A 21,803-nucleotide genomic window follows, 5' to 3' on the forward strand; every position below is an offset into this window, starting at 1 on the left:
GTTCGAGCCGCTGGCCGGGCGGCTGAAAGACCGGTACCGCGTCCTGGCCCTCGACGCGCGCGGGCGGGGCGACAGCGACTGGGACCCGGACGGCGAGTACCACACGGAGTCCTACGTCTCCGATCTGGAGCAGTTCACCGACCGTCTCGGTCTGGACGGATTCGTGCTGCTCGGCCACTCCATGGGCGGCGCCACCACGTACGTCTACGCGGCGCGCCACCCCGAGCGGGTGCGCGCGGCGGTCGTCGAGGACATCGGGCCCGGCTCCTCGCTGTCCGGTGCCGGCGCCGAGCGCATCAGAAGGGAAGTGGCCGAGACCCCGCGCGACTTCCCCGACCGGGAGGCGGCCCGCCGGTACTGGCGGAGCATCCGGCCGCACATCTCCGAGGAGGCCCTCGACTCCCGGCTGCGGCACACCCTCGCACCGGACGAACAGGGGCGCTGGCGCTGGAAGTTCGACCTGGCGGGCATCGCGACGGCCCGCCTCGACCCGGATCCGGCCCGCCAGGTCGACCTGTGGCCGTATGTCGAGGCACTGCGCTGCCCGACCCTGGTCGTCCGCGGCGGGGAGTCCGACTTCCTGCCCGCCGCCACGGCGGTGGCGATGACGGTGCGCAATCCGCGGATCCGGCTGGTGGACGTCCCGGGCGCGGGCCACTACGTGCACGACGACGCCCCGGAACCCTTCCACCACCACTTCACCCGATTCCTCAGGAGCGCGGAGGCCGTGCGATGACCGAACCCGTCGTGCACCGCGCCCAGGTGGCCGTCGTCGGCGCCGGACCCGTCGGTGTGACGGTCGCCAACTATCTGGGCCTCTACGGGGTGCGTACCCTACTGATCGACCGCAGCGAGGAGATCGTCGACTATCCCCGCGCGGTCGGCATGGACGACGAGTGCCTGCGCAGCTTCCAGGGCGTCGGGCTCGCCGACGAGATGCTCGCCGACATGATCCAGAACGTGCCGCTGAAGATGTTCGCCGCGAACGGCCACTGTCTGGCCGACATCAGGCCGGACACCAAGGAGTTCGGCTGGCCCCGGCGGAACATCTTCATGCAGCAGCTCGCCGAGCGCACCCTGCGCGAGGGCCTCGCCCGCTATCCGCATGTGCGGTCCCTGCTGGGTCATGAGCTGGTGCGTCTGGAACAGGACGGCACCGAGGCCCGGCTGCACGTCGTCGGGCCCGACGGGCAGCGCGTGCTCGTGCACGCCGACTACGTGGTCGCCGCCGACGGCGGTCGCAGTACCGTGCGGGAGCAGTTGGGCATCCCGTTGAGCGGGGACACCCACCCGCGCAAGTGGGTGGTCATCGAGTGCGACAACGATCCGCTCGACGCCCCGTACACGGGGCTGCACGGCGACCCGAAGCGCCCGTACGTCTGTCTGGACCTGCCGTACAACTACCGCCGCTGGGAGTTCATGCTGTTCCCCGGCGAGGACGCCGAGGCCATGCTGCGGCCGGAGAAGGTGCACGAGCTGCTGTCCGGGCACGTGCCCGATCCCTCGGCGCTCCACATCATCCGGGCCCGCGTGTACACGCATCACTCGCGGGTGGCCGACCGGTTCGTGGACGGCCGGGTCTGCCTGGTGGGCGACGCCGCCCACCTCATGCCGCCGTGGGCGGGGCAGGGCATGAACACCGGCATCCGGGACGCGACCAACGTCGCATGGAAGCTGGCCGCCGCGGTCAGCGGGCGCGCCCATCCGCGGATTCTCGCCACCTATGACACCGAGCGGCGCGAGCACGCCCGCGCGATGGTGAAGCTGTCCGACGCCATCGGCCGGTTCCTCGCCCCGACGAACACCACGGTGGCCCGGGCCCGGGACACGCTGGTGCGGGGCCTCACCGTGGCGCCGCCGGTGCGCAGCTGGCTGGTGCACATGAGGTTCAAGCCCGTACCCCGGTACACGGAGGGCATCATGCTGCGCGGCCGGCGGCCGGGGCGGCGGAACTCCCCGGTGGGCCGCATGTTCGTCCAGCCGAGGGTGGAGACCGCCGACGGGCGGGTCGTACCGCTGGACGAGACCCTCGGGGAGTGGTTCTCCCTCATCGGCTACGGCACCGATCCGCTCGTCCATCTCGATCCCGACAGCCGTGCCTTCTGGGACCGGATCGGCACGCGGTACCTCACGGTCGTCGAGTCCCGCTCGGGCCGGTCCCGTACCGAGCGGCGCGCGTCGGTGACGGGCTCGGTGACGGTGGAGGACGTCGACGGCACCCTGCGGGACTGGTTCGCCGCGCACGAGGGCGGTGTCGCCGTGGTCCGGCCCGACCGGTATCTCGCGGCCCTGGCCGCGCCCCGAGACCTCGGGGCGGTGACCGACGCGTTCGAGCGGCTGATCGCGCCGTCGCGGGCCGGGGAGTCCAAGGACGCCTGGCGCTCGGTGCCCGTCCCGGAGGGGGAGGCCTCGTGATCGTCGAACAGCGCGACTACCTCCTCAAGCCGGGCGCCGCGGCGCACTACGTACGGCTGTGGGAGGAGTACGGCCGAGGGCCCCAGGTGCGGATCCTCGGCAACCTCCTCGGCTGCTGGACCACCGAGGTCGGCGACCTCAACACGCTGGTCTACCTCTGGGGCTTCGAGAGCCTGGAGGACCGCGCCAAAAGACGCGCCGCGCTGGCAGAGGACGACGAGTTCGCGTCGTTCCGCGGCCGGGTGCGGGAGTTGCTCGTCCGGCAGACCAACCGGCTCCTCGTCCCCGCCACCGAGCACGTCCATGTGTGCCCGCCCGAGGGAGGCCGGGGATGACCGCCGATCCGGCCCCGTCCGCGGCCGCTCAGGAGTACGTCGACGCCATGGCCCGCGACCGGGGGTACGTCCTCGACTACCACAAGGTCATGGCGCGGTACGACCTCGATGTCCTGCGGGCGACGAACGAGCTGGTCCGGGCGGCCTATCTGGCACCCCGCAGTCTGGACCGCCGTACCAAGGAACTGCTGTTCATCCTCAGCCTGACCGTGATGCGCGCGGACCGGCATCACATCCAGAGCCACATCCGGGTGGCCCTCGACCTCGGGGTGACCCCGCGGGAGATCCTGGAGGCGATCGAGATCGCCCTCCCGGAGGCCGGCATCGTCGCGTTCCAGGCCGGGCTGGAGGCCTGGCGGGAGACCGTCGGCGCCGTCGGCATCGAGCCGAACTCCGCCCCCGGGGAGGGCGGTTCAAGCGCGGTGGAGTGAGCGGGGCGGCACGGCGAGAAGGGGCGGTCTCCTGGAGACCGCCCCTTACGTGTGCGGGAGTGTCAGAGGGAGGAGGGCACCTCGGCCGGCGCGGGCTCCGTCTCCTGGCCGTCCGTCCGGCGCCCGCCGCCGAGCCGGCCACCCCGTACGGCGCCCAGGGCGAGCCCGCCGACGAACACCAGCAGGACGCCCAGTTCCAGGAGCAGGGCGGTGCCGCCTGAGGCGCTGATCAGGGTGGGGAAGTTGGCGATGGCCATGACCATGACGCCGAGCAGCAGCAGGACGGAGAGGCTCGGCGCGATCAGTGTGTGCCAGGGGCGGGTGTCCAGGCGGGTCCGCCGGAAGAAGGCCACGATGGAGAGCGAGGTGAGGATGTACAGCACCAGCAGCGACAGCACGGCCACTCCCCCGCCCCAGGTGAGCAGGGTGACCACCGGGTCGGCGCCGGCCACCGCGAACGGCACGACCATGCAGAGGGCGAGGACGGTCTGTGTCAGTCCGGCGTGGTGGGGTGCCCCGTGCCGGTTGGTGTGCGACAGCCGGGTGGGCAGGACGCCGGTGGAGCCGAGCGAGTGGAGGTAGCGGTTGATGGCGTTGTGGAAGGCGAGGATGCCCGCGAGGAGCGAGGAGGCGAGCAGGACGGCCATGGTGTCGGTGGCCCACGGGCCGAGGGTGTCGGTCACGGGCGCCAGGACCACCGAGGTGGCGTCACCGTCGCGCAGGGCGGCGCGTGCCACGTCCTGCACCCGGTCCGCGCCGTGGTGGCTGACGACCATCCAGGAGACAAAGCTGAAGAACACCGAGATGACGACGACGGAGAGGTAGGTGGCCCTCGGCACGGTGCGGGTGGGGTTCCTGGCCTCCTCCGCGTAGATGGCCGCGGACTCGAAGCCGATCATGGAGGCGATGGCGAAGGTCAGGGCCACGCCGGGCGCGCCGGCGAGGAACGCGGACGGCGCGAAGCTGCCGGTGAGGTTCAGCCCCTGGGGGCCTCCGCCGGTGACGAACTCATGGATCGCGAACGCCACGAGCAGCGAGCTCTCGGCGACGACGAGGAACGCCAGCAGTTTGGCGCCGAGTTCGATGTTGAGCGAGCCCAGGATCTGCACGAGCGCCATCGTCGCCACCGCCCAGACCCACCAGGGCAGGTCGACGGAGAGGTACTGCACCGCCAGGCCCTTGACGACGACGCCGTACAGGCCGTACATGCCCGCCTGGGTGGCGCCGTAGCAGAGCAGGGCGGTCTGGGAGGCGCCGACTCCGACGGTCCCGCCGAGCCCGCGTGTCACATAGGTGTAGAAGGCTCCCGCGTCCGTGACGTGCCGGCTCATGGTGATGAAGCCGACGGCGAAGACGGCGATGACGGCACCGACGACGAGGTACGCCGCGGGCGCCCCGCCGCCGTTGCCGAGGCCGAGCGGCACGGGCAGGGTGCCCACGATGCCGGTGAGGGGGGCCTGCGCGGACAGGACGAAGAAGAGGATGCCGGCCACACCGACCGCACCACGGCGTAGGTGCGTGCGGTGTCCCGGATCGCGTGACTGCTGGGACAAAGGGGACTCCTTGATCAGTACGGAGCGCGTCGGCGGGGAACACGGCGCGGGATCCGGACGGGGGACGCCGCAGAAAGAGGGGGCGTCGGGCCGAGAGGCGGTCGCGTTGCGCCGGGACCGTGTCGGATCCTGGTGACCGCCGTCCGGATGTGATGGGGGACACTGTCCTGCCTTCCGGACCCTGGGAGGGTGCGCGGCCGTGCACGCGCTTTCGCCACTGCATGCACGGAGCGGAACCGAGAGGGTACGGTCAGCGCTCCGCCGCCCCGCCCCGGCGGACGGGAACGATCTTCCGGGCAAGGGGAGTTGACGATACGGTGGCGGAGCAGCAACGACCGGATGGAGCGCGTCCATGCGAACCGTCGTGACGACCGAGCAGGTCTCCCCGGACGAGCGGTTCGACTTCTGGGTCGAGGAGATGGCCCGTCTGATGGTCGCGCCGCTGGACACCACGCGGACGGCCACCGATGTCTTCCACGGCACGGCCGCCACCGGCCGGGTCGGCGCGCTGCGGCTGAGTGCGCTGAGCGCGGGACCGCTGCGGGTGCGGCGTACGGAGTCGTCGGCCGCGCGGCACGAGGAGGACTTCTACAAGCTGGCCCTCCAGGTCTCGGGCTCCGTGGTGATCGAGCAGGACGGCGTGCGGAGCCGGCTCACACCGGGTGACCTGGCGCTGTGCGACACCTCGCGCGCCTACGGCTTCACGTACGAGAGCCCCTTCAGCACGGTGCTGGTGCTGGTGCCGCGCCCGCTGATCCCGCTGCGGCCGGAGACCCTGCGCGCGGTGACGGGCCGGCGGATGGCTCCGGACCAGGGGGTGGGCGCGGTCGTGGCGCCGTTCCTGCGGTCGCTGACCGAGCAGAGCGCGCACTGTGCGGGGCCCGAGGTGTCGCGGCTGGCGGACGGAGCGGTGTCCCTGGTCACGGCGCTGCTGTGCGAGCGGCTCAACCGTGCGGCGCCGGTGGCGCCCCATCTGGCGACCATGCTGCGCATCCGCGACTACATCGAACGCCATCTCGCCGACCCGGACCTCACACCGGATGTGATCGCCGGGGCGCACGGCATCTCGCGGCGCTATCTCTTCAAGCTGTTCGCGGAGGAGGAGACGACGGTCGCCGGCTGGATCCGCACCCGGCGACTGGAGCGGTGCGCCCGGGACCTCGCCGACCCGGCGACCCGGGACCAGCCGGTGGCCGCGATCGCCGCCCGCTGGGGGCTCCTCGACGGCCGTCACTTCGCCCGCGTCTTCAAGGCGGTCTACGGCGAGACCCCGCGGGACTACCGGCGGCGGGCCGGACGGGGTCAGGCGCCCCTGCCGCCCGGACCGAATCCGGCGCCGGTGCCGCCCGTGCCCCTGGGGGGTTGACGGCGCCGCGTCGCCCCGGTTCCGCCGTCGCGTGCACGGCGAGGTGGCGTTCCGTGCACGGGCTCGACCGAGCACGGCGCTCCGGGCGGGAAATCCCCTACCGGGCTCTGGACGGGACACGGGCCGCGCGTTTTTCATCTACGCACGTTGAAAAAACGGCCGGCCTCCCCCGGAAGGAACGCGATGACCTCCCCTGCCCCGCACCCCCTCGCACCGCTCACCCCGAGTGAGATCACCGCGGCCCGCGCGATCCTCGCCGAAGCCGGACTGCTGGCCGGGACCAGCCGCTTCGCCTACCTCGGCCTGGAGGAGCCCGAGAAGGACCTCCTGATGGCGCGCGCCGACGGCGACCTTGTCGACCGACGGGTGCGGGTCATGGTGCACGACACGGCGGGGGCGCCCGCACATGACGTCGTGCTCTCGCTGACCCGCCGGGCGATCGACTCCGACCGCCTGCTCGACGCTGTCAAGGACGGGCAACTCCCCATCCTGGAGGAGGAGTTCGATCTGATCGAGGAGATCGTGGCCGCCGACGAGGGATGGCGGGCGGCGCTCGCCCGGCGCGGCCTCGACGGGGCGCTGGTGCGGGTCGCCCCGCTCTCCGCGGGGGTGTACGCGGACGAGTACCCCGACGAGGCCGGACGCCGTGTCCTGCGCGGCCTCGCCTTCGTCCAGAAGAGCCCGGAGGACTACGCATGGGGATGTCCCGTCGACGGTCTCGTCGTCTACGTCGACGTGCTGAACAGGACCGTCGACCGGATCATCGACCTCGACCCGGTGCCGCTGCCCGACGTGTCCGTCGACTTCGGCGACCCGGCGGTCACCGGCCGCCGCACCAGCCAGAAGCCCATCGAGATCACCCAGCCCGAGGGGCCGAGCTTCACCCTCGACGGCAACCTCCTGGAGTGGGAGAACTGGTCCCTGCGGATCGGCTTCGACGCCCGTGAGGGCCTGGTCCTCCACCAGATCGCGTTCCACGACCGCGACCAGGGGCGCGACCGTCCCGTCATCCACCGCGCGTCGATCGCCGAGATGGTCGTCCCCTACGCCGACCCGTCGTCGGTGCGCTCCTGGCAGAACTACTTCGACACCGGCGAGTTCCTGATCGGCCGCATGGCGAACGCCCTCGAACTGGGCTGTGACTGCCTCGGCGACATCACCTACCTGGACGCCGTCATCGCCGACGACACGGGTGCCCCGCGCACCCTGCGCAACGCGATCTGTCTGCACGAGGAGGACCACGGCATCCTCTGGAAGCATACCGACCTGTGGACCGGCCGCGCCGAGACCCGCCGCCAGCGCCGCATGGTGCTCTCCTTCTTCACCACCATCGGCAACTACGACTACGGCTTCTACTGGTACCTCTACCTCGATGGCGCCATCGAGTTCGAGGCGAAGGCCACCGGCATCGTCTTCCCCTCCGCCTACCCGGGCCCCGGCTACCCGTACGCCTCCGAGGTCGCCCCGGGGCTCGGCGCCCCGTACCACCAGCACCTGTTCTGCGCCCGCCTGGACATGGCCGTCGACGGCCCCCGGAACCGGGTGGAGGAGATCGATGCCGTACGGGTGCCGATGGGACCGGACAACCCCCGCGGCAACGCGTTCACCCTCCGGCGCACCCCGCTGCGCACCGAGTCGGAGGCCCAGCGGGACGCCGACCTCGCCGTGGGCCGGGTGTGGCACATCTCCAACCCCGAGTCGCTCAACTCCCTCGGCGCGCCCGTCGGGTACACCCTCCACCCGGAGGGCAGGCCGACCCTGCTCGCCGACCCGGGCTCGTCCATCGCCGCCCGCGCCGCCTTCGCCACCCGGCATCTGTGGGTCACCGCCTACGATCCCGCCGAGCGCTACCCCGCCGGCGACTTCGTCAACCAGCATCCCGGCGGCGCGGGTCTGCCCGCCTACACGGCCGCGGACCGTTCGCTGGACGGCCGGTCGCTCGTCGTGTGGCACACCTTCGGCCTCACGCACGCACCCCGGCCGGAGGACTGGCCGATCATGCCCGTCGACCACACGGGCTTCAAGCTCACCCCGACCGGCTTCTTCGACCGCAACCCGACGTTGGACGTCCCGCCGGCCGCGGCCGTCTCCCACGGCTGCTGCGATGCATGACCTGCTGGCGGTGGCCGGTCTGGCGGCGGCGGTGGTCTGCCTGGCCGGTCATCTGCCGGGGCCGGCGCGCGGCTGGGGACCGCACGCCGTCGTCACGGCGGTGATGGCGGTGATGGTCCTGCCGGGCGGACGGTCGGGCGGGGCGGCGCTCGCCGGTACCGCCGTCGTCGCGGCGGCCGCCGTGTGGCGGCTGTGCGCGGGCTGCCCGGGGCGCGGCCGAGCCGCCGAGACGGCCGACCTCGCGGCGATGGCGCTGCTGACGGCGGCCGCACTGCCGTGGGGGACGGCCGTGCCGCACCACGGAGCCGGTGCCGGTACGGGAGGCGGCGGGCTCGCGCTGCTCGTGGCCGGTTGCTGGGCGGCGACGCGTGCGGGCACCGTGATGTTCTCTCAACTACGCGGTGGTCAAGGCCCGTTGGCGCGGCGGCAGGACGCGGCGTCGGTCCTCATGGTCGTGGCGATGACCGCCATGGCATGGTGAAGCGGCACAGGCGGGTGCCGGTCCCGTCGGAGGAAGGGAGTCGGCGGGCTCATGCCGAAGATCGTCGACCATGACGCGCGCCGTCGTGAGATCGTCGCGGCGGTGTGGGCGCTGATCGCCCGCAAGGGGCTCGACGCGGTCACGATGCGCGATCTCGCCGCCGAGGCGGGGTACGCCAACGGGGCCCTTGCCCCGTACTTCCGCGGCAAGGACGACATCCTGCTGGCTGCCTTCCAGTACGCCGTCGAGAGCACCGACGCGCGGGCCGAGCGGGCCATCGGTGACGCCACCGGGCTCGTGGCGCTGCGCCGGCTGTGCCACGAGATCATGCCGCTGGACGAGACACGGCTGCTGGAGGCCCGGGTCGTCGTCGCGTTCTGGGGCCGGGCCCTGCACGACCCTCGGATGGCGGCCGTCCACGTCACCGCCCTGGACCGGTGGCGGCAGCGGATGGCCGACTGCCTGGCAGAAGCCAGGGCGGCCGGCGAGGTCCGGGGCGCCGCGCCGGACGAGCGGAGCGCCGACGCGCTGCTCGCGGCGCTGGCCGGTTTCCAGGTCAACGCGCTGCTCGTCCCGCACACCGCGACGCCCGAGCACCAACGGGCCGCCCTCGACGGCCTGCTGGCGTCCTTCTAGCACCACGAAGATCGCCAAAGATCGCCAATTCATCCCATGACCCCGTAAGGGCCGCCCGGCTTTCATGTAAGGTATGGACACTTCCCCGAGACGGCCCTATAAATCCATCCCATGTCCAGAGATCGTCATGGCTTGACCGGGGCGGGCCGCCCCCTTGACCGCAGATCGTTCCTCGCCACCACCGCCCTGACGGCGGGGGCCACCGCCCTGCCCGGCGGCGTGCTCTCCGGCCGGGCGGCGGCGGCCGTCCCCCCGCAGATCACGCTCCCCGAGCGGGGCATCCACGACACCTCCCCCGCCTCCGCCTGGACCGACGGCTTCCTCACCGGCAACGGCGAGCACGGGGCCGTGCTGTACGGCGCGCCCACCCTGGAGAAGGTGGTCCTCAACCATCACCGGCTGGTGCTGCCGAACGGCACCCGCGACGTGAAGCCTCCGGTGCTGTCCGGCCGTCTGGAAGGCGTACGCGACAAGGCACTCGCGGGCGACTACTCGGGAGCCAACCGGGACTTCGCCGCGGGCTGGTCCCTGCGCTGGACGCAGTCGTACCACCCGGCCTACGAGCTGCGCATCGCCACGCCGGGCATGACGACGGTCCGCGACTACGGGCGGGTCACCGACTTCCGTACCGGCGAGGTGAGTTCGAGCTGGACCGACCAGTACGGCACCTGGACGCGACGGGCGTTCGTCTCCCGCGCCGACAATGTGATCGTCCATGAGCTGCTCCCCGCCACCGGCCGTACCGTCGACACGACCCTGAGTGTGCACACCGCGCTCGACGGGCTGCCCACCAACCTGGGCTTCACCACGCGCGCCACCGTCGCCGGGGGCTCCGGCTATCTGAATCTGCGCGGCACCTACCCCGCGGGCCAGGGCGCCTTCGGCTACGAGGGCGTCACCCGTGTCGTCGCCTCGGGCGCCGGCGCCACGGTCACCGCCACCGGTGCCACGATCGTGGTGGCCAAGGCGACCCGGGTGCTGCTCCTGACCAAGCTGGGCCGCTACGAGTCGTCCACCGGCTGGGACTCCGAGCCGCTGCACACCCGGCTGGCCGCTCTCGGCACGGACTACGCGGCGCTGCGCGCACGGCACACGGCCCTGCACACCCCTCTGTACGACCGCTCCCGCCTCGACCTGAACGTCCCGGACGCCGACCGCCGGCTCTCCGTCAGCGAACTCCTCGCCCGCCAGAACGCCGACCGCAATGTCATCGACGCGGCGCTGCTGGAGCGGCTGTACGACTCGGGCCGCTACTTCTTCCTCAGCTCCAGCGGCATCCTCCCGCCCCGCCTCACAGGGGTCTGGACGGGGGCCTGGGGCGCGGCCTGGGCCGACGACTTCACCACCGACGCCAACGTCAACCTCCAGGTCGCGGGCAGCAACATCCTCGACCTCACCGAGCCCATGCAGGGCTACTTCGACCTGATCCTCGGGCAGCTCGACGACTGGCGGACCAACGCCAAGAACCTGTACGGAGCCCGCGGCTTCCTCGCCCCCTCCCGCACGGACGGCGAGTACGGCCACATGCTCCACTTCAACGGCGGCAGCTTCCCCGGCCACACCTGGACGGGCGGCGCCGACTGGCTGCTGTACCCGCTGCTGGAGTACTACGAGGTCACCGGCGACGAGGCGTTCCTGCGGGACCGGCTCGGGCCCGCCCTGATGGAGCTGGCCCTCTTCTACGAGGACTTCCTCACCCGTACCGACGCCAACGGCAAGGCGGTCTTCGTGCCGTCCTTCTCCATGGAGAACTCCCCCGGCAACACCGGCGTCTGCCTCTCGGTCAACGCCACCGGCGACATCATGGCGGGCAGGCACGCGCTACTGGCCGCGATCGACGCCGCCGACGCCCTCGGCGTCGAGCAGGGCAGCGGTCAGGGCGTCGCCCGCTGGACGGCACTGCTGAAGAAGCTGCCCGCCTACCGTGTCAACGGTGACGGGGCGCTGGCCGAATGGTCCTGGCCGAGCCACACCGACCGCTACAACCACCGGCACATCCAGCACCTGTACGGCGCCTGGCCGCTGCACGAGATCAACCCCGAGGAGGAGCCCGCGCTGGTCCGCCCCGCGAAGCGGGCCCTCGAACTGCGCGGCGACCAGAACATCTCCGCCCACGGCAGCCTCCACCGGGCCCTGGCGGGGGCCCGGCTGAAGGACGGCGGACAGGTCTACGGCAACCTGCGGAAGATCCTCGGCAACAACATGATCTTCAAGTCGCTGATGACGTCCCACAACCCGAACCTGGACATCTACAACGCGGACGCGGCCAACGCCATCCCCGGTGTGCTGGCCGAGGCCCTGCTGTACCACCGCCCCGGAGTGCTGGAGATCCTGCCCGCCCTTCCCGACCAGCTGCCGAAGGGCACGATCACCGGGGTCAGGGCCCGTGGCCGCATCCGCGTCCACAGCTTCACGTGGGACCTGGACGCGCGGACCGCCACGTTGTCCGTGACCTCCGCCGTCGACCAGGAGGTGACGTTGATCAGCCGGCGCGGCATGACCGGCGTGTCCACCACGGCGACCGTCGCACCGTCCACCCTCGGCACCCACGCCAGAAAGGTGTCGCTGGCCGCCGGTCAGCGCACGGAGATCTCCGTCTCCCTGCTCAGCGGCTTCTTCCGGCTGGTCAACCGGAACAGCGGCCACGTCCTCGACGTGCCCGGCGCGAGCACCGCGGACGGCGCCGGGATCATCCAGTGGGGCTGGTCCGGTGCCGTCAACCAGCAGTGGCGCCTGCTGCCCGAGGCCGACGGCTCCTTCCGCCTGGCCGCCCGCCACAGCGGCCGACTGCTGGACAGCCCCGGCGGCTCGGGAGCCGGCGCCCAGCTGATCCAGTACCACGATGCCGGCAGCGACAACCAGCACTGGAAGCTGGTCGCCGCGGGCGACGGCCACCATCGGCTGGTCAACGTCCGCAACGGCTGGTGCGTGAGCGTCGACGGTGACTCGGCGCAGGCGGGCGCCCGCGTCGTCCAGCAGCCCGTCGGCACCGGCGCCGCCCAGGAATGGCGGCTCGTGGCGGTGTGACCCGACGCGGGACCGTGACGGCGTCGGGGGGGCGGCGGCCCCGGCCATGAGCAGAGGCCGGGGCCGCCTCGGCGTTGCACGGGCGATGCCCGCCCATAGGGGTGGGAGGTCGATGGCCGTACCATGACGTGACCGGGCTCACGTCGCCCCGGCCGACTCATGATCCGGCTCACGTTCCCAGCCGCGAACGTCGGCGGCGTCCCGCCATCAGTCCCGTCGCGCGGGCACCGCACCCGGCTTCGCAGGAGGCACACGGTGAAGGACGTCGGAATCGACCGAAGAACGTTCCTCCGGGGCGTCGGCGCCGTCACGGCGGGCGCCGCCGCCGTGACGTCCACCGCGTGCGGGCCCCCCACCGCCCGGAACTCCGGCGGAGCCGGGAACAGCCGGACGGTCGTCGTCCGCGACATCGGCGGCGCCTACGGCGAGGCGCACCGCAAGGCGGTGTACGAGCCGTTCGGCAAGGAGACCGGCATCCGCGTCGACGTGGTCCACATCCCGACGTACGCGGAGCTCCTCTCCCAGATCCGGGCGGCCCCCCGCTTCGACCTCATCGACATCGACATGAGCGCGCTGGCCCTCTTCGAGAAGGACGACGCCACCCAGGAACTCGACTACGACCGGCTGGAGCACACCCGGAACGCCGGCATCGCCCAGTCCCTGCTCACCTCCCACGGCGTCGGCAAGAACTACTGGGCCAGCGTCATGGCGTACCGCACCGACGCCTTCGGCGGGAGGGCGCCGGAGACCTGGGCCGACTTCTGGGACACCAGGGTGTTCCCCGGCAGCCGGGCCCTGCAGAGTCCGGAGGGGGGCCCGCCCGAGTTGGAGTTCGCCCTCCTCGCCGACGGTGTGGCCGCCGACAGGCTCTACCCCCTCGACGTCGACCGCGCCTTCGCCGCCCTGGACGCGATCAAGGGCGCCGTCCACCGGTTCTGGGACGACGGCGCCACACCGGGACTGCTCCTGGAACGCCGACGGATCGCCGCCACCACGGTCTGGCACGGCCGCCCGAACCACCTCATCCAGCGGGGCGCCCCGCTCGCCTACCAGTGGAACGGCGCCCGCCGGCAGAGCAACGGCTTCGGCATCCCCCACGGCGCCCGGCACCCGGACGCCGCCTACCGGCTCATCGACTTCGCCCTGCGCCCCGAGGTGCAGGCCGCCGTCGCCGAGCTCTACCCCATGGGCCCGGTGGTACCGACCGCGTACAAGTACCTGCCCAGGGCCGCCGCGGATCTGGCCAGCTCCCCGGAGCACCTCTACACCGGTTTCGACCTGGACATCGCCTGGTGGGTCGAGAACAAGGAAGCCGTGATCAAGCGCTGGCAGGAGTGGGTGCGGTCCTGAGGACACGGCACAGGGACGGATCGGCACCGTCTCTCGGCACCGCCGGCTCCCGCCGGGCACCGGGAAGGACATCCCGTGGACATGACCAGCATCTTCGAGCGGTCGACCGACCGGCCCGGCGGTCGTCGTTCCCGTACGGCGGCTGCCGCGCCCCCGCCCGAGGACCCGGACCGGTCACACAGGTCACCCACCCGGCCGCCCGGGACCCGTGCGCGTTCCGTGCTGAGCGCGCGCAGCGTCGCGGGTCAGGTGTTCCTGTGGCAGCTGGTGCTGGTGATCCTGTTCGCGGCCGCGGCGGGCGTGGCGCTCGTCCTCCAGGCCCGCACGTCGAGCACGGAGGAGGCCCGCAGAGTGTCGCTGGGCGTCGCCCAGGCCTTCGCGCGTGCGCCGGGAACGGTCGAGGCCATGAAGTCCGCCGACCCCACCGCCGTACTGCAGCCGCGGGCGGAGGAGACGCGTGAGCTGACCGGTGTCGACTTCGTCGTCGCGATCGATCCGCGCGGCTACCGCTGGACGCACCCCGACCCGAGTCTGATCGGGGAGCACGTCTTCGCCCTGCGCAAGGAGGCGGCTGCCGGTCGGCCCTTCACCCAGGACATCGAGGGCAGCCTCGGGCTCGCCGTGGAGTCCACGGTCCCCGTCTTCGACACGGGAGGACGGAAGATCGTCGGTCTGGTGTCGGTCGGGGTCACGGTCAAGAACGTCAACTCCGTGGTCCAGCGCCAGATGCCGATCCTGCTCGGGTCCGTCGGCGGTGCGCTCGCGCTCGTCACCGGCGGCAGCGCCCTCGTGTCACGGCGGCTGCGCCGACAGACCCGCGGACTGGGACCGGCCGAGATGACCCGGATGTACGAGCACCACGACGCGGTGCTGCACGCGGTGCGGGAGGGAGTGCTGATCATCGACGGTGACGGGCGGCTGCTCCTCGCCAACGACGAGGCGCGGCGCCTGCTGGACCTGCCCGCGGACGCGGAGCAGCGCCAGATCACCGCCCTGGGCCTGGAAGCGGGTACCGCCGCTCTGCTGGCCTCCGGCCGGGCGGTCACCGACGAGGTCCACCTGGCCGGGGACCATCTGCTGGCGGTCAACATCCGGCCCGTCGACCCGGACGGCGGTGTACGGGGCCATGTGGCCACCCTGCGGGACACCACGGAACTCCAGGCACTGGCCGGCCGGGCGGCCGTGGCCAGGGAGCGGCTGCGGATGCTGTACGAGGCGGGTGTGCGGATCGGCACCACCCTGGATGTGGTGCGCACCACCGAGGAGCTGGCCGAGGTGGCGGTCCCCGGCTTCGCCGACGTGGCCACGGTCGACCTCCAGGATCCGGTTCTGGAGGGTGAGGAGCCGGTCGGACCGAGTCCCGAGCTGCGTCGCACGGCACTGCACAGCGCCAAGGGGTCGTCCTGGCCGCTGTTCCCCGTCGGGGACCTCATCCGTTTCGCCCCCGAGAACCCGGTGGCCGTCAGCGCCCAGCAGGGCCGGCCGGTCCTCGACGCCGACCTGACCGCCTCCTACGACTGGCGCGTCCAGGATCCCGAGCGGGCCCGGCGCATCCTGGACTCCGGGCTCCACTCCTTGATCACCGTGCCGCTCCAGGCCCGCGGTGTGGTGCTGGGCATGGTCAATTTCTGGCGCGCCGAGCAGGACGCCTTCGAGGCGGAGGACCTGGCCTTCGCCGAGGAACTGGCCGCCCGCGCCGCGGTCGCCATCGACAACGCGCGCCGCTACACGCGCGAGCACGCCCTGGCCGTGGCCCTCCAGCGCAGCCTCCTGCCGCGTTCCCTGCCCGAGCAGTCCGCCGTCGAGGTCGCCCACCGCTATCTGCCCGCCCGGGCCGGTGTCGGCGGCGACTGGTTCGACGTCATCCCGCTGCCCGGGGCGCGGGTGGCGCTGGTGGTGGGCGACGTGGTCGGTCACGGTCTGCACGCCGCGGCCACCATGGGCCGGCTGCGCACCGCCGTGCGCACGTTCTCGTCGCTCGACCTGGCCGCGGACGAACTGCTCAGACGTCTCGACGAGCTGGTCACCCGGGTCGACGGCGAGGAGAGCGGCGACGGGGAGGGAATCACGGGAGCGACCTGTCTGTACGCCATCTACGACCCGGTTGCCGGGCGGTGCTCCCTGGCCCGGTCCGGACATCCGGAACCGGCTTTGGTGCACCCGGACGGCACCGTCGAGCGGATGCCGGTGCCCGTCTCACCGCCGCTGGGCCTCGGAGGCGGCCAACCCTTCGAGAAGGCCGAGTACACCCTGCCCGAGGGCGCGCGGCTGGTCCTCTACACGGACGGGCTGATCGAGGACCGCGGCCGGGACATCGACACCGGTCTCGCGTTGCTGCACGACGCCCTGGCGGGGCCGGGCCGGACACCGGAGGAGACCTGCCGGGCGGTGTTCGACGCCCTGCTGCCAGTGCGCCCCAGCGACGACATCGCGCTGCTCGTCGCCCAGTCCCGGCTGCTCGACCCGTCCCAGGTCGCCGACTGGGACATCCCCGCGGATCCCGCCGCCGTCGCCGGGATCCGGGCCCAGGTCGCCCGCCGGCTGGAGGAGTGGGGGCTGGAGGAGTTCGCGTTCTCCACCGAGCTGGTGATCAGCGAGCTGGTCACCAACGCCATCCGCTACGGCAGCGACCCGAGGCGGCTGCGGGTGCTGCGCGACGGCGACAGCCTCATCTGCGAGGTCGCCGACGGCAGCAGCACCTCTCCGCATCTGCGCCGGGCCGCCGACACCGACGAGGGCGGGCGGGGACTCTTCCTCGTGGCCCAGTTCACGCAGGGGTGGGGCACCCGCTACCTGGCCCGCGGGAAGGTGATCTGGACGGAGCAGTCGCTCCACGGCAGCCTGCCCGAACCCGACGGCGACCTGGCCGAGACCCTGCTGGACCAGTGGGACGACACGGGCTGGTGACGCCGGTCGGCGCCCGGCCCGGGGTTCGGGGCGGACACGGCCTAGAACGCGGTGTAGCCCCCGTCGACGGGCAGCACGGCGCCGGTGATGTAGGACGACTCCGGGCAGGCGAGGAAGAGGACGGCGTCGGCGACCTCCTCGGGTGTGGCGAGCCGGCGCATCGGTATGGAGTCCTCCCGGGTGCGCCGGTAGGCGGCGGGGTCGGGGCGCCGCTGGAACGACGCCTCGATGACGGGCGTCATGGTCAGGCCGGGGGCCACGACGTTGACGCGGATGCCGCGGTCCGCCCATTCGACGGCGGCGCCCCGGGCCAGCGCGATGAGGCCGCCCTTGGCGGCGGAGTACAGGGTCTGGTTCGGCATGCCGACCATCCCGAGGCGGGAGCTGACGCACACCATCGACGCGCCTCGCTCGGGGGCCAGCGGCATCAGGTGCTTCATGACGAGGAACGCGCTGAGGAGGTTGGCGTGGAGCACGTCGCGGGCGGCCCCGTAGGACGTCTCGGCGAGCGGGCCGGACCGCTGGAGGCCGTGGCAGAGGACGACCACTCCCACGTCGCCCAGGTTCCCCCGCGCGCGAGCGGCGAGCTCGGCGACGAACCGCTCGTCGTCCAGGTCCCCCGCGAGGTAGAGGTCGTCCGGGTGGCTCTCCGGCGGCTCGGGGCGCCGTCCCGTGAGCAGGAGGCGGGCGCCCTCACGGCGGAAGTGGGAGGCGATCGCCTGCCCGATGCCGCTCGACGCTCCGGTGATCACGGCGTTGACGCCCTGCAGTCTCATACGCGTTCCTGGTCGTTCTGGGGAGAGCCGCGTCGCGGCTCGGTGGCGGCGTCGGCCACCCGGTGGCGGCGTGGTGGGCGGCGGCATTGCGGCGTGGTCGGCGCCCCGGTGGCCGGAGTCGGCGGTCGTCAGGCCCGTACCTGCCCCCGGCCGGCGACGATCTCCGGGCGGAGCAGGTCGGCGAGGGTCTCGGCGGGCAACAGGCCCTTCTCCAGCACGAGTTCGGCGACGCCCCGGCCGGTGGCGAGGGCCTCCTTGGCGATGTCGGTGGCCGCCGTGTAGCCGATGTGCGGGTTGAGGGCGGTGACCAGGCCGATGGAGTTTTCCACGCTCGCGCGCAGCGCCTCGGTGTTGGCGGTGATGCCGTCCACGCACCGCTCGGCGAGCGTCAGGCAGGCGGCCCGCAGATGGGTGAGGGACTCCGACAGGGAATGCAGGATGATCGGTTCGAAGGCGTTGAGCTGGAGCTGACCGGCCTCGGCGGCCATCGTGATGGTGACGTCGTTGCCGATCACCTCGAAGGCGACCTGGTTGACCACCTCGGGGATCACCGGGTTGACCTTGCCCGGCATGATCGACGAACCGGCCTGCACCGGCGGCAGGTTGATCTCGTTGAGCCCCGCGCGCGGCCCCGAGGAGAGCAGCCGCAGATCGTTGCAGCTCTTGGAGAGCTTCACCGCGATCCGCTTGAGGACTCCCGACATCTGCACGAACGCGCCGCAGTCCTGCGTCGCCTCGACCAGATTGGCGGCCGTCACCAGCGGCAGGCCGGTGATGTCCGCGAGATGACGGCGGGCCGACTCGGCGTATCCGGCGTGCGCGTTGAGGCCGGTGCCGATGGCGGTGGCGCCGAGGTTGATCTCATGGATCAACTCGACGGCCTCGGAGAGCCGGGACCGGTCCTCCTCGATCATCACGGCGTACGCGGAGAACTCCTGACCCAGCGTCATGGGGACCGCGTCCTGCAACTGGGTACGGCCCATCTTGAGCACGTCGCGGAACTCGACCGCCTTGCGGGCGAACGAGTCCTGGAGAACGGCCATCGCCTTGAGCAGTCCCCGTACCGCGAACACCGTCGCGATCTTCACCGCGGTCGGGTAGACGTCGTTGGTGGACTGGCCGAGGTTGACGTCCTCGTTCGGGTGCAGGAACCGGTACTCGCCCTTGGCGTGGCCGAGGAGTTCCAGCGCCCGGTTGGCGACTACCTCGTTGGCGTTCATGTTCGTCGACGTGCCCGCGCCGCCCTGCACGACGTCGACCACGAACTGCTCGTGCAGCTTGCCGGAACGGATCTCCCGGCACGCGGCGATGATCGCCGCCGCCTTGCCCGCCTCCAGCAGGCCCAGTTCCTCGTTCGCACGGGCGGCGGCCTCCTTGACCGCGGCCAGGGCCTCGATCAGATGCGGATACGCGGAGATCGGCATGCCGGTGATCGGGAAGTTCTCCGTGGCGCGCAGGGTGTGGACACCCCAGTACGCGTCGGCGGGAACGTCCCGGTCACCGAGCAGGTCGTGCTCGCTGCGGGTGACTGCGGCGGTCATGGGTGTAGGGCCTTCTTTCAGGGGGCGTCCATGGGGGTCGCGGGGGCCTCTCGCTGTGCCGCGGTCAAGGCCCCCGCGACGTCATCGGCGGCGGCGCCCGGTCAGAGCAGGCGGTCCTTCGCCTTGTAGTAGGCGCCGCCGAACGGCAGGAACCAGGGCGTGCCGTTGTAGAAGGGGACGGGGACCTTCGGGAAGCCGAAGCCGCGCATCGGGTTGGCCTCGGGATTGCCGTCCATCATCTCGGCGACCGCGCGGCCCATGTACGTGGCCATCTGGACGCCGTGGCCGCAGTAGCCCATGGAGTAGTACAGGCCGTTGACCTCGCCCGCGTGCGGGATGCGGTCCCAGGAGAAGCCGACCATGCCGCCCCACACATAATCGATCTTCACCCCTGCCAGCTGCGGGAAGATCTCGGTCATCTCCCGCTTGAGGATGTCACCGCTCTTGACGTCGGAGGCCGGGTTGGAGGGGGCGAAGCGGGCCCGGCCACCGAAGGCGAGGCGGTTGTCCGGCGTGAGGCGGATGTAGTTGCCGACGTTCTTGTGGGCGACCAGCAGGCGGCCGTTGGGGATGAGCTCCTTGGCGCGCGCCTCCCCCAGCGGCTCGGTGACGATGATGAAGCTGCCGACGTTGATCAACCGCTTGCGGAACCACGGCATCGACTGGTCGGTGTAGGCATCCGTCGCCGCCATGACCTGCTTGGCACGGATGGTGCCGTTCATGGTCTCCACCACGAAGCCGCCGCCAGGGAGGCGGGTGAGTCCGGTGGCGGCGTTGCGCTCGTGGATCTCGGCGCCGGCACGCTCGGCGGCGTCCGCCAGGCCGACGACGAACTTGCCCACGTGCAGGGCCGCGCCGAGCGGGTCGAGCAGGGCGCCGTGGTAATAGTCCGAGCCCAGCTCGGCGCGCAGCTCGCTCTTGCTCAGGACGACCGTTTCGTGGCCGAAGTTCTCGGCCAGGTCGCGCTGCTTGGCGTGCATGCCCTCGAGGTGCTTGGGCTTGCAGACCAGGCCGAGGCGCCCGGCACGGTGGAAGTCGCAGTCGATCTTCTCCTTGACCGCGATCTCCTCGACGAGGTCCACGGCGACGCGGAACGCGTCGTAGAGCTCGCGCGCACGTTCCTGCCCGTAGCGCTGGCGGGCCTGGGCCGGGCTGATGGTGATGCCGGGGTTGCAGTGGCTGCCGTTGCGCCCGGAGGCTCCCGAACCGACCTGGTCCTTCTCGACCAGGACGACCCGGGCACCCTTACGGGCGGCGTGGTAGGCGGTGGACAGCCCGGTGAGGCCGCCGCCGATCACCACCACATCCGCCTCGTCGGGCAGGTCCTTCCCGGAACGGTCGGGCAGGGCGGGGGCTGTGTCCATCCAGTAGGGGATCTGCTTCATGGCGTGCGTCCTCTGTGTTCTCGGTCTGTTTCGCCGGTATGCCGTCGGTCAGCAGCCGAGGAGCTTCGGCAGGCCCGACAGGTCGGGCAGCTCGTCGTAGGGCTGGTAGTCGGCGCTGCCCTTGCGGCCGTAGCGGTTGATCCACACGCGGCGCTTCAGGCCGAGGTCACGGGTCGGGATGTGGTCGTACTCCCAGCCCTGGGCGACGTGAATGACCTGCGACGAATCGACACCCATGGTCCGGAAGGCGTGCTTGAAGGTCTGGCGGTCCGGCTTGTAGGCGCCGGCCTGCTGGGCGGTGATGACGTAGTCGAACTCGACGCCGATGTTCTCGACGTTCCGCGCGATCAGGTTGTCGTCGGAGTTGGAGATGATGGCGATCTCGTACTTGGTCTTCAGCTTCCGCAGCGCCTCCGGGACCTCCGGCCAGGGGCCGAAGGTGGGGACGGCGTCCACGAGGGCCTCGCCGTCGGTCTCGCGGTACTCCAGGCCGTGCAGCCGCATGGCGTTGCGCAGGCTGGAGTGCAGGACCTCGTGGTAGGGCCGGTACGCCTCCAGGACGGCCTGGAAGCGCATGACGCGGAAGTCGTCGAGGAACTCGTCGACATCCAGGTTGTCCAGATCGAGCCGGTCTTCCAGCACCTTCAGGGTGGTGGGGCCGAGCTCGAAGTTGATCAAGGTGGCGTAGGCGTCGAAGGTGACGATCTCTCGCATGGTGTTCAGCCTCATTTCTCGCTGGTTGTCGGAGTGGGTAGGGGCTTCAGACGACGCGTTCGCCGGGGGCGACGATCGCGTCCAGCGCGGCCAGGTCGGCCGGGCTCGGTATCCAGTCGGCGGCCGCCGCGTTGGCGGTGACCTGCTCGGGTGTCATGGCGCCGCAGATGACGGAGCCGACGGCGGGCAGGGCCGCCAGCGCGCCGACCGCGACCTGGAGGAGGGTCAGACCGCGTGCGGCGCCGTACGCGGTGAGGGCCTCGACCCGGTCGAGGGCCGCGTCGGTGAGCCAGCCCCGCCGCCAGGACAGACGGCTGCCGGACGGGGGCCGCTCACCGCGGCGGTACTTGCCGCTGAGCAGGCCGTTGGCCAGCGGGTAGTACGGCAGCAGGCCGAGGCCGTGGCGCAGACAGGCCGGGATCAGGTCCTGTTCGGCACCGCGGTCGAGGAGGTGGTAGCACGCCTGGGTGGACACGAAGGCGTCCGTGAGCCGCTCGGCGGGGAGGTTCGAGCAGCCGATGTGGAGGACCTTGCCCTCGTCGACCAGTTCCGTCAGCGCGGCGACTGTCTCCTCCAACGGGGTGACGCCGTCGGGTTCGTGGTACTGGTACAGGTCGATCCGGTCGGTGCCGAGCCGGGTCAGCGAGGCCTCCACCGCGTACCGGATGTAGGCGCGGGCGCCGCGCGGACCGTACAGGTCGGCGTCGCGGCCCATCGCCATGCCGAACTTGGTGGCGAGCACCACCTCGTCGCGGTGGCCCTTGAGCGCGGCGC

Annotated in this window: 17 protein-coding genes; 11 read left to right on the plus strand and 6 right to left on the minus strand. The window is 71.8% G+C overall.

The genetic code is table 11. The annotated features are described in order from the left end of the window. The 4 genes from AOK15_RS24755 to AOK15_RS24770 form a co-directional block, all read left to right on the plus strand. A partial coding sequence (locus AOK15_RS24755; protein ID WP_055520506.1) for an alpha/beta fold hydrolase occupies positions 1-736 on the plus strand: 736 nt, incomplete at its 5' end. After that, complete coding sequence (locus AOK15_RS24760) at positions 733-2,415, plus strand: bifunctional 3-(3-hydroxy-phenyl)propionate/3-hydroxycinnamic acid hydroxylase (RefSeq protein WP_055520507.1); 1,683 nt, start codon at positions 733-735, stop codon at positions 2,413-2,415. The genes AOK15_RS24755 and AOK15_RS24760, both read left to right, overlap by 4 nt. Continuing rightward, entirely contained in the window at positions 2,412-2,750 is a 339-nt protein-coding gene (locus AOK15_RS24765; RefSeq protein ID WP_055520509.1) for an NIPSNAP family protein, read from the plus strand. Before AOK15_RS24760 ends, AOK15_RS24765 begins: the two co-directional genes overlap by 4 nt. Beyond that, a complete protein-coding gene (locus tag AOK15_RS24770; RefSeq protein WP_055520511.1) occupies positions 2,747-3,181 on the plus strand; it encodes a carboxymuconolactone decarboxylase family protein in 435 nt (144 codons plus the stop codon). The genes AOK15_RS24765 and AOK15_RS24770 overlap by 4 nt, the downstream gene beginning before the upstream one ends. A 62-nt stretch (positions 3,182-3,243) precedes the next feature. On the opposite strand, the gene AOK15_RS24775 is transcribed toward AOK15_RS24770, so the two are convergent. Further along, positions 3,244-4,734, minus strand: coding sequence for an APC family permease (locus AOK15_RS24775; protein ID WP_240508580.1), 1,491 nt, complete (start codon positions 4,732-4,734; stop codon positions 3,244-3,246). A 352-nt stretch (positions 4,735-5,086) separates the two neighbouring features. Between AOK15_RS24775 and AOK15_RS24780 the strand changes: the two genes are divergently transcribed. The 7 genes from AOK15_RS24780 to AOK15_RS24810 all read left to right on the plus strand — a co-directional run bounded on the left by AOK15_RS24780 (position 5,087) and on the right by AOK15_RS24810 (position 16,613). After that, positions 5,087-6,100, plus strand: coding sequence for an AraC-like ligand-binding domain-containing protein (locus AOK15_RS24780; RefSeq protein WP_055520512.1), 1,014 nt, complete (start codon positions 5,087-5,089; stop codon positions 6,098-6,100). Positions 6,101-6,283: 183 nt separating this feature from the next. Next, positions 6,284-8,212, plus strand: a complete 1,929-nt coding sequence (locus tag AOK15_RS24785) for a primary-amine oxidase (RefSeq protein ID WP_055520513.1) — start codon at positions 6,284-6,286, stop codon at positions 8,210-8,212. Then, positions 8,205-8,693: a hypothetical protein gene (locus AOK15_RS24790; protein ID WP_055520516.1), complete on the plus strand. Its 489-nt coding sequence runs from the start codon at positions 8,205-8,207 to the stop codon at positions 8,691-8,693. The genes AOK15_RS24785 and AOK15_RS24790 overlap by 8 nt, the downstream gene beginning before the upstream one ends. A 51-nt stretch (positions 8,694-8,744) precedes the next feature. Next, positions 8,745-9,329: a TetR/AcrR family transcriptional regulator gene (locus AOK15_RS24795; RefSeq protein ID WP_055520518.1), complete on the plus strand. Its 585-nt coding sequence runs from the start codon at positions 8,745-8,747 to the stop codon at positions 9,327-9,329. 132 nt (positions 9,330-9,461) lie between these two features. Then, entirely contained in the window at positions 9,462-12,356 is a 2,895-nt protein-coding gene (locus tag AOK15_RS24800; RefSeq protein ID WP_240508581.1) for a glycosyl hydrolase family 95 catalytic domain-containing protein, read from the plus strand. A gap of 255 nt (positions 12,357-12,611) precedes the next feature. After that, on the plus strand, positions 12,612-13,706 hold the full coding sequence (locus AOK15_RS24805; RefSeq protein WP_055520522.1) for an ABC transporter substrate-binding protein: 1,095 nt from the start codon (positions 12,612-12,614) through the stop codon (positions 13,704-13,706). Positions 13,707-13,787: 81 nt separating this feature from the next. Continuing rightward, positions 13,788-16,613 carry a SpoIIE family protein phosphatase gene (locus AOK15_RS24810; RefSeq protein ID WP_079058680.1) on the plus strand — a complete coding sequence of 942 codons (2,826 nt, stop codon included), beginning with the start codon at positions 13,788-13,790 and terminating at the stop codon, positions 16,611-16,613. A 41-nt stretch (positions 16,614-16,654) separates the two neighbouring features. On the opposite strand, the gene AOK15_RS24815 is transcribed toward AOK15_RS24810, so the two are convergent. From AOK15_RS24815 to AOK15_RS24835, 5 genes are all read right to left on the minus strand, one after another. Next, complete coding sequence (locus AOK15_RS24815; RefSeq protein WP_055520524.1) at positions 16,655-17,389, minus strand: SDR family NAD(P)-dependent oxidoreductase; 735 nt, start codon at positions 17,387-17,389, stop codon at positions 16,655-16,657. A gap of 128 nt (positions 17,390-17,517) precedes the next feature. Further along, positions 17,518-18,930: an aspartate ammonia-lyase gene (gene aspA / locus AOK15_RS24820; RefSeq protein WP_055520525.1), complete on the minus strand. Its 1,413-nt coding sequence runs from the start codon at positions 18,928-18,930 to the stop codon at positions 17,518-17,520. A 101-nt stretch (positions 18,931-19,031) separates the two neighbouring features. Beyond that, positions 19,032-20,315, minus strand: a complete 1,284-nt coding sequence (locus AOK15_RS24825; protein ID WP_055520527.1) for an NAD(P)/FAD-dependent oxidoreductase — start codon at positions 20,313-20,315, stop codon at positions 19,032-19,034. A gap of 48 nt (positions 20,316-20,363) precedes the next feature. Next, positions 20,364-21,029 carry a haloacid dehalogenase type II gene (locus AOK15_RS24830; RefSeq protein WP_055520529.1) on the minus strand — a complete coding sequence of 222 codons (666 nt, stop codon included), beginning with the start codon at positions 21,027-21,029 and terminating at the stop codon, positions 20,364-20,366. 46 nt (positions 21,030-21,075) lie between these two features. Next, on the minus strand, positions 21,076-21,803 hold a 728-nt coding region (locus AOK15_RS24835; protein WP_055520530.1), incomplete at its 5' end, for an aldo/keto reductase.

It is taken from the genome of Streptomyces ossamyceticus (genome assembly GCF_001418475.1).
GTDB lineage: Bacteria > Actinomycetota > Actinomycetes > Streptomycetales > Streptomycetaceae > Streptomyces > Streptomyces ossamyceticus.

Coding starts and splice junctions, on each gene's coding strand:
- AOK15_RS24760 (WP_055520507.1), top strand. CDS start 733: ATGACCGAACCCGTCGTGCACCGCGCCCAGGTGGCCGTCGTCGGCGCC.
- AOK15_RS24770 (WP_055520511.1), top strand. CDS start 2,747: ATGACCGCCGATCCGGCCCCGTCCGCGGCCGCTCAGGAGTACGTCGAC.
- AOK15_RS24780 (WP_055520512.1), top strand. CDS start 5,087: ATGCGAACCGTCGTGACGACCGAGCAGGTCTCCCCGGACGAGCGGTTC.
- AOK15_RS24785 (WP_055520513.1), top strand. CDS start 6,284: ATGACCTCCCCTGCCCCGCACCCCCTCGCACCGCTCACCCCGAGTGAG.
- AOK15_RS24790 (WP_055520516.1), top strand. CDS start 8,205: ATGCATGACCTGCTGGCGGTGGCCGGTCTGGCGGCGGCGGTGGTCTGC.
- AOK15_RS24795 (WP_055520518.1), top strand. CDS start 8,745: ATGCCGAAGATCGTCGACCATGACGCGCGCCGTCGTGAGATCGTCGCG.
- AOK15_RS24810 (WP_079058680.1), top strand. CDS start 13,788: ATGACCAGCATCTTCGAGCGGTCGACCGACCGGCCCGGCGGTCGTCGT.
- AOK15_RS24815 (WP_055520524.1), bottom strand. CDS start 17,389: ATGAGACTGCAGGGCGTCAACGCCGTGATCACCGGAGCGTCGAGCGGC.
- aspA (WP_055520525.1), bottom strand. CDS start 18,930: ATGACCGCCGCAGTCACCCGCAGCGAGCACGACCTGCTCGGTGACCGG.
- AOK15_RS24825 (WP_055520527.1), bottom strand. CDS start 20,315: ATGAAGCAGATCCCCTACTGGATGGACACAGCCCCCGCCCTGCCCGAC.
- AOK15_RS24830 (WP_055520529.1), bottom strand. CDS start 21,029: ATGCGAGAGATCGTCACCTTCGACGCCTACGCCACCTTGATCAACTTC.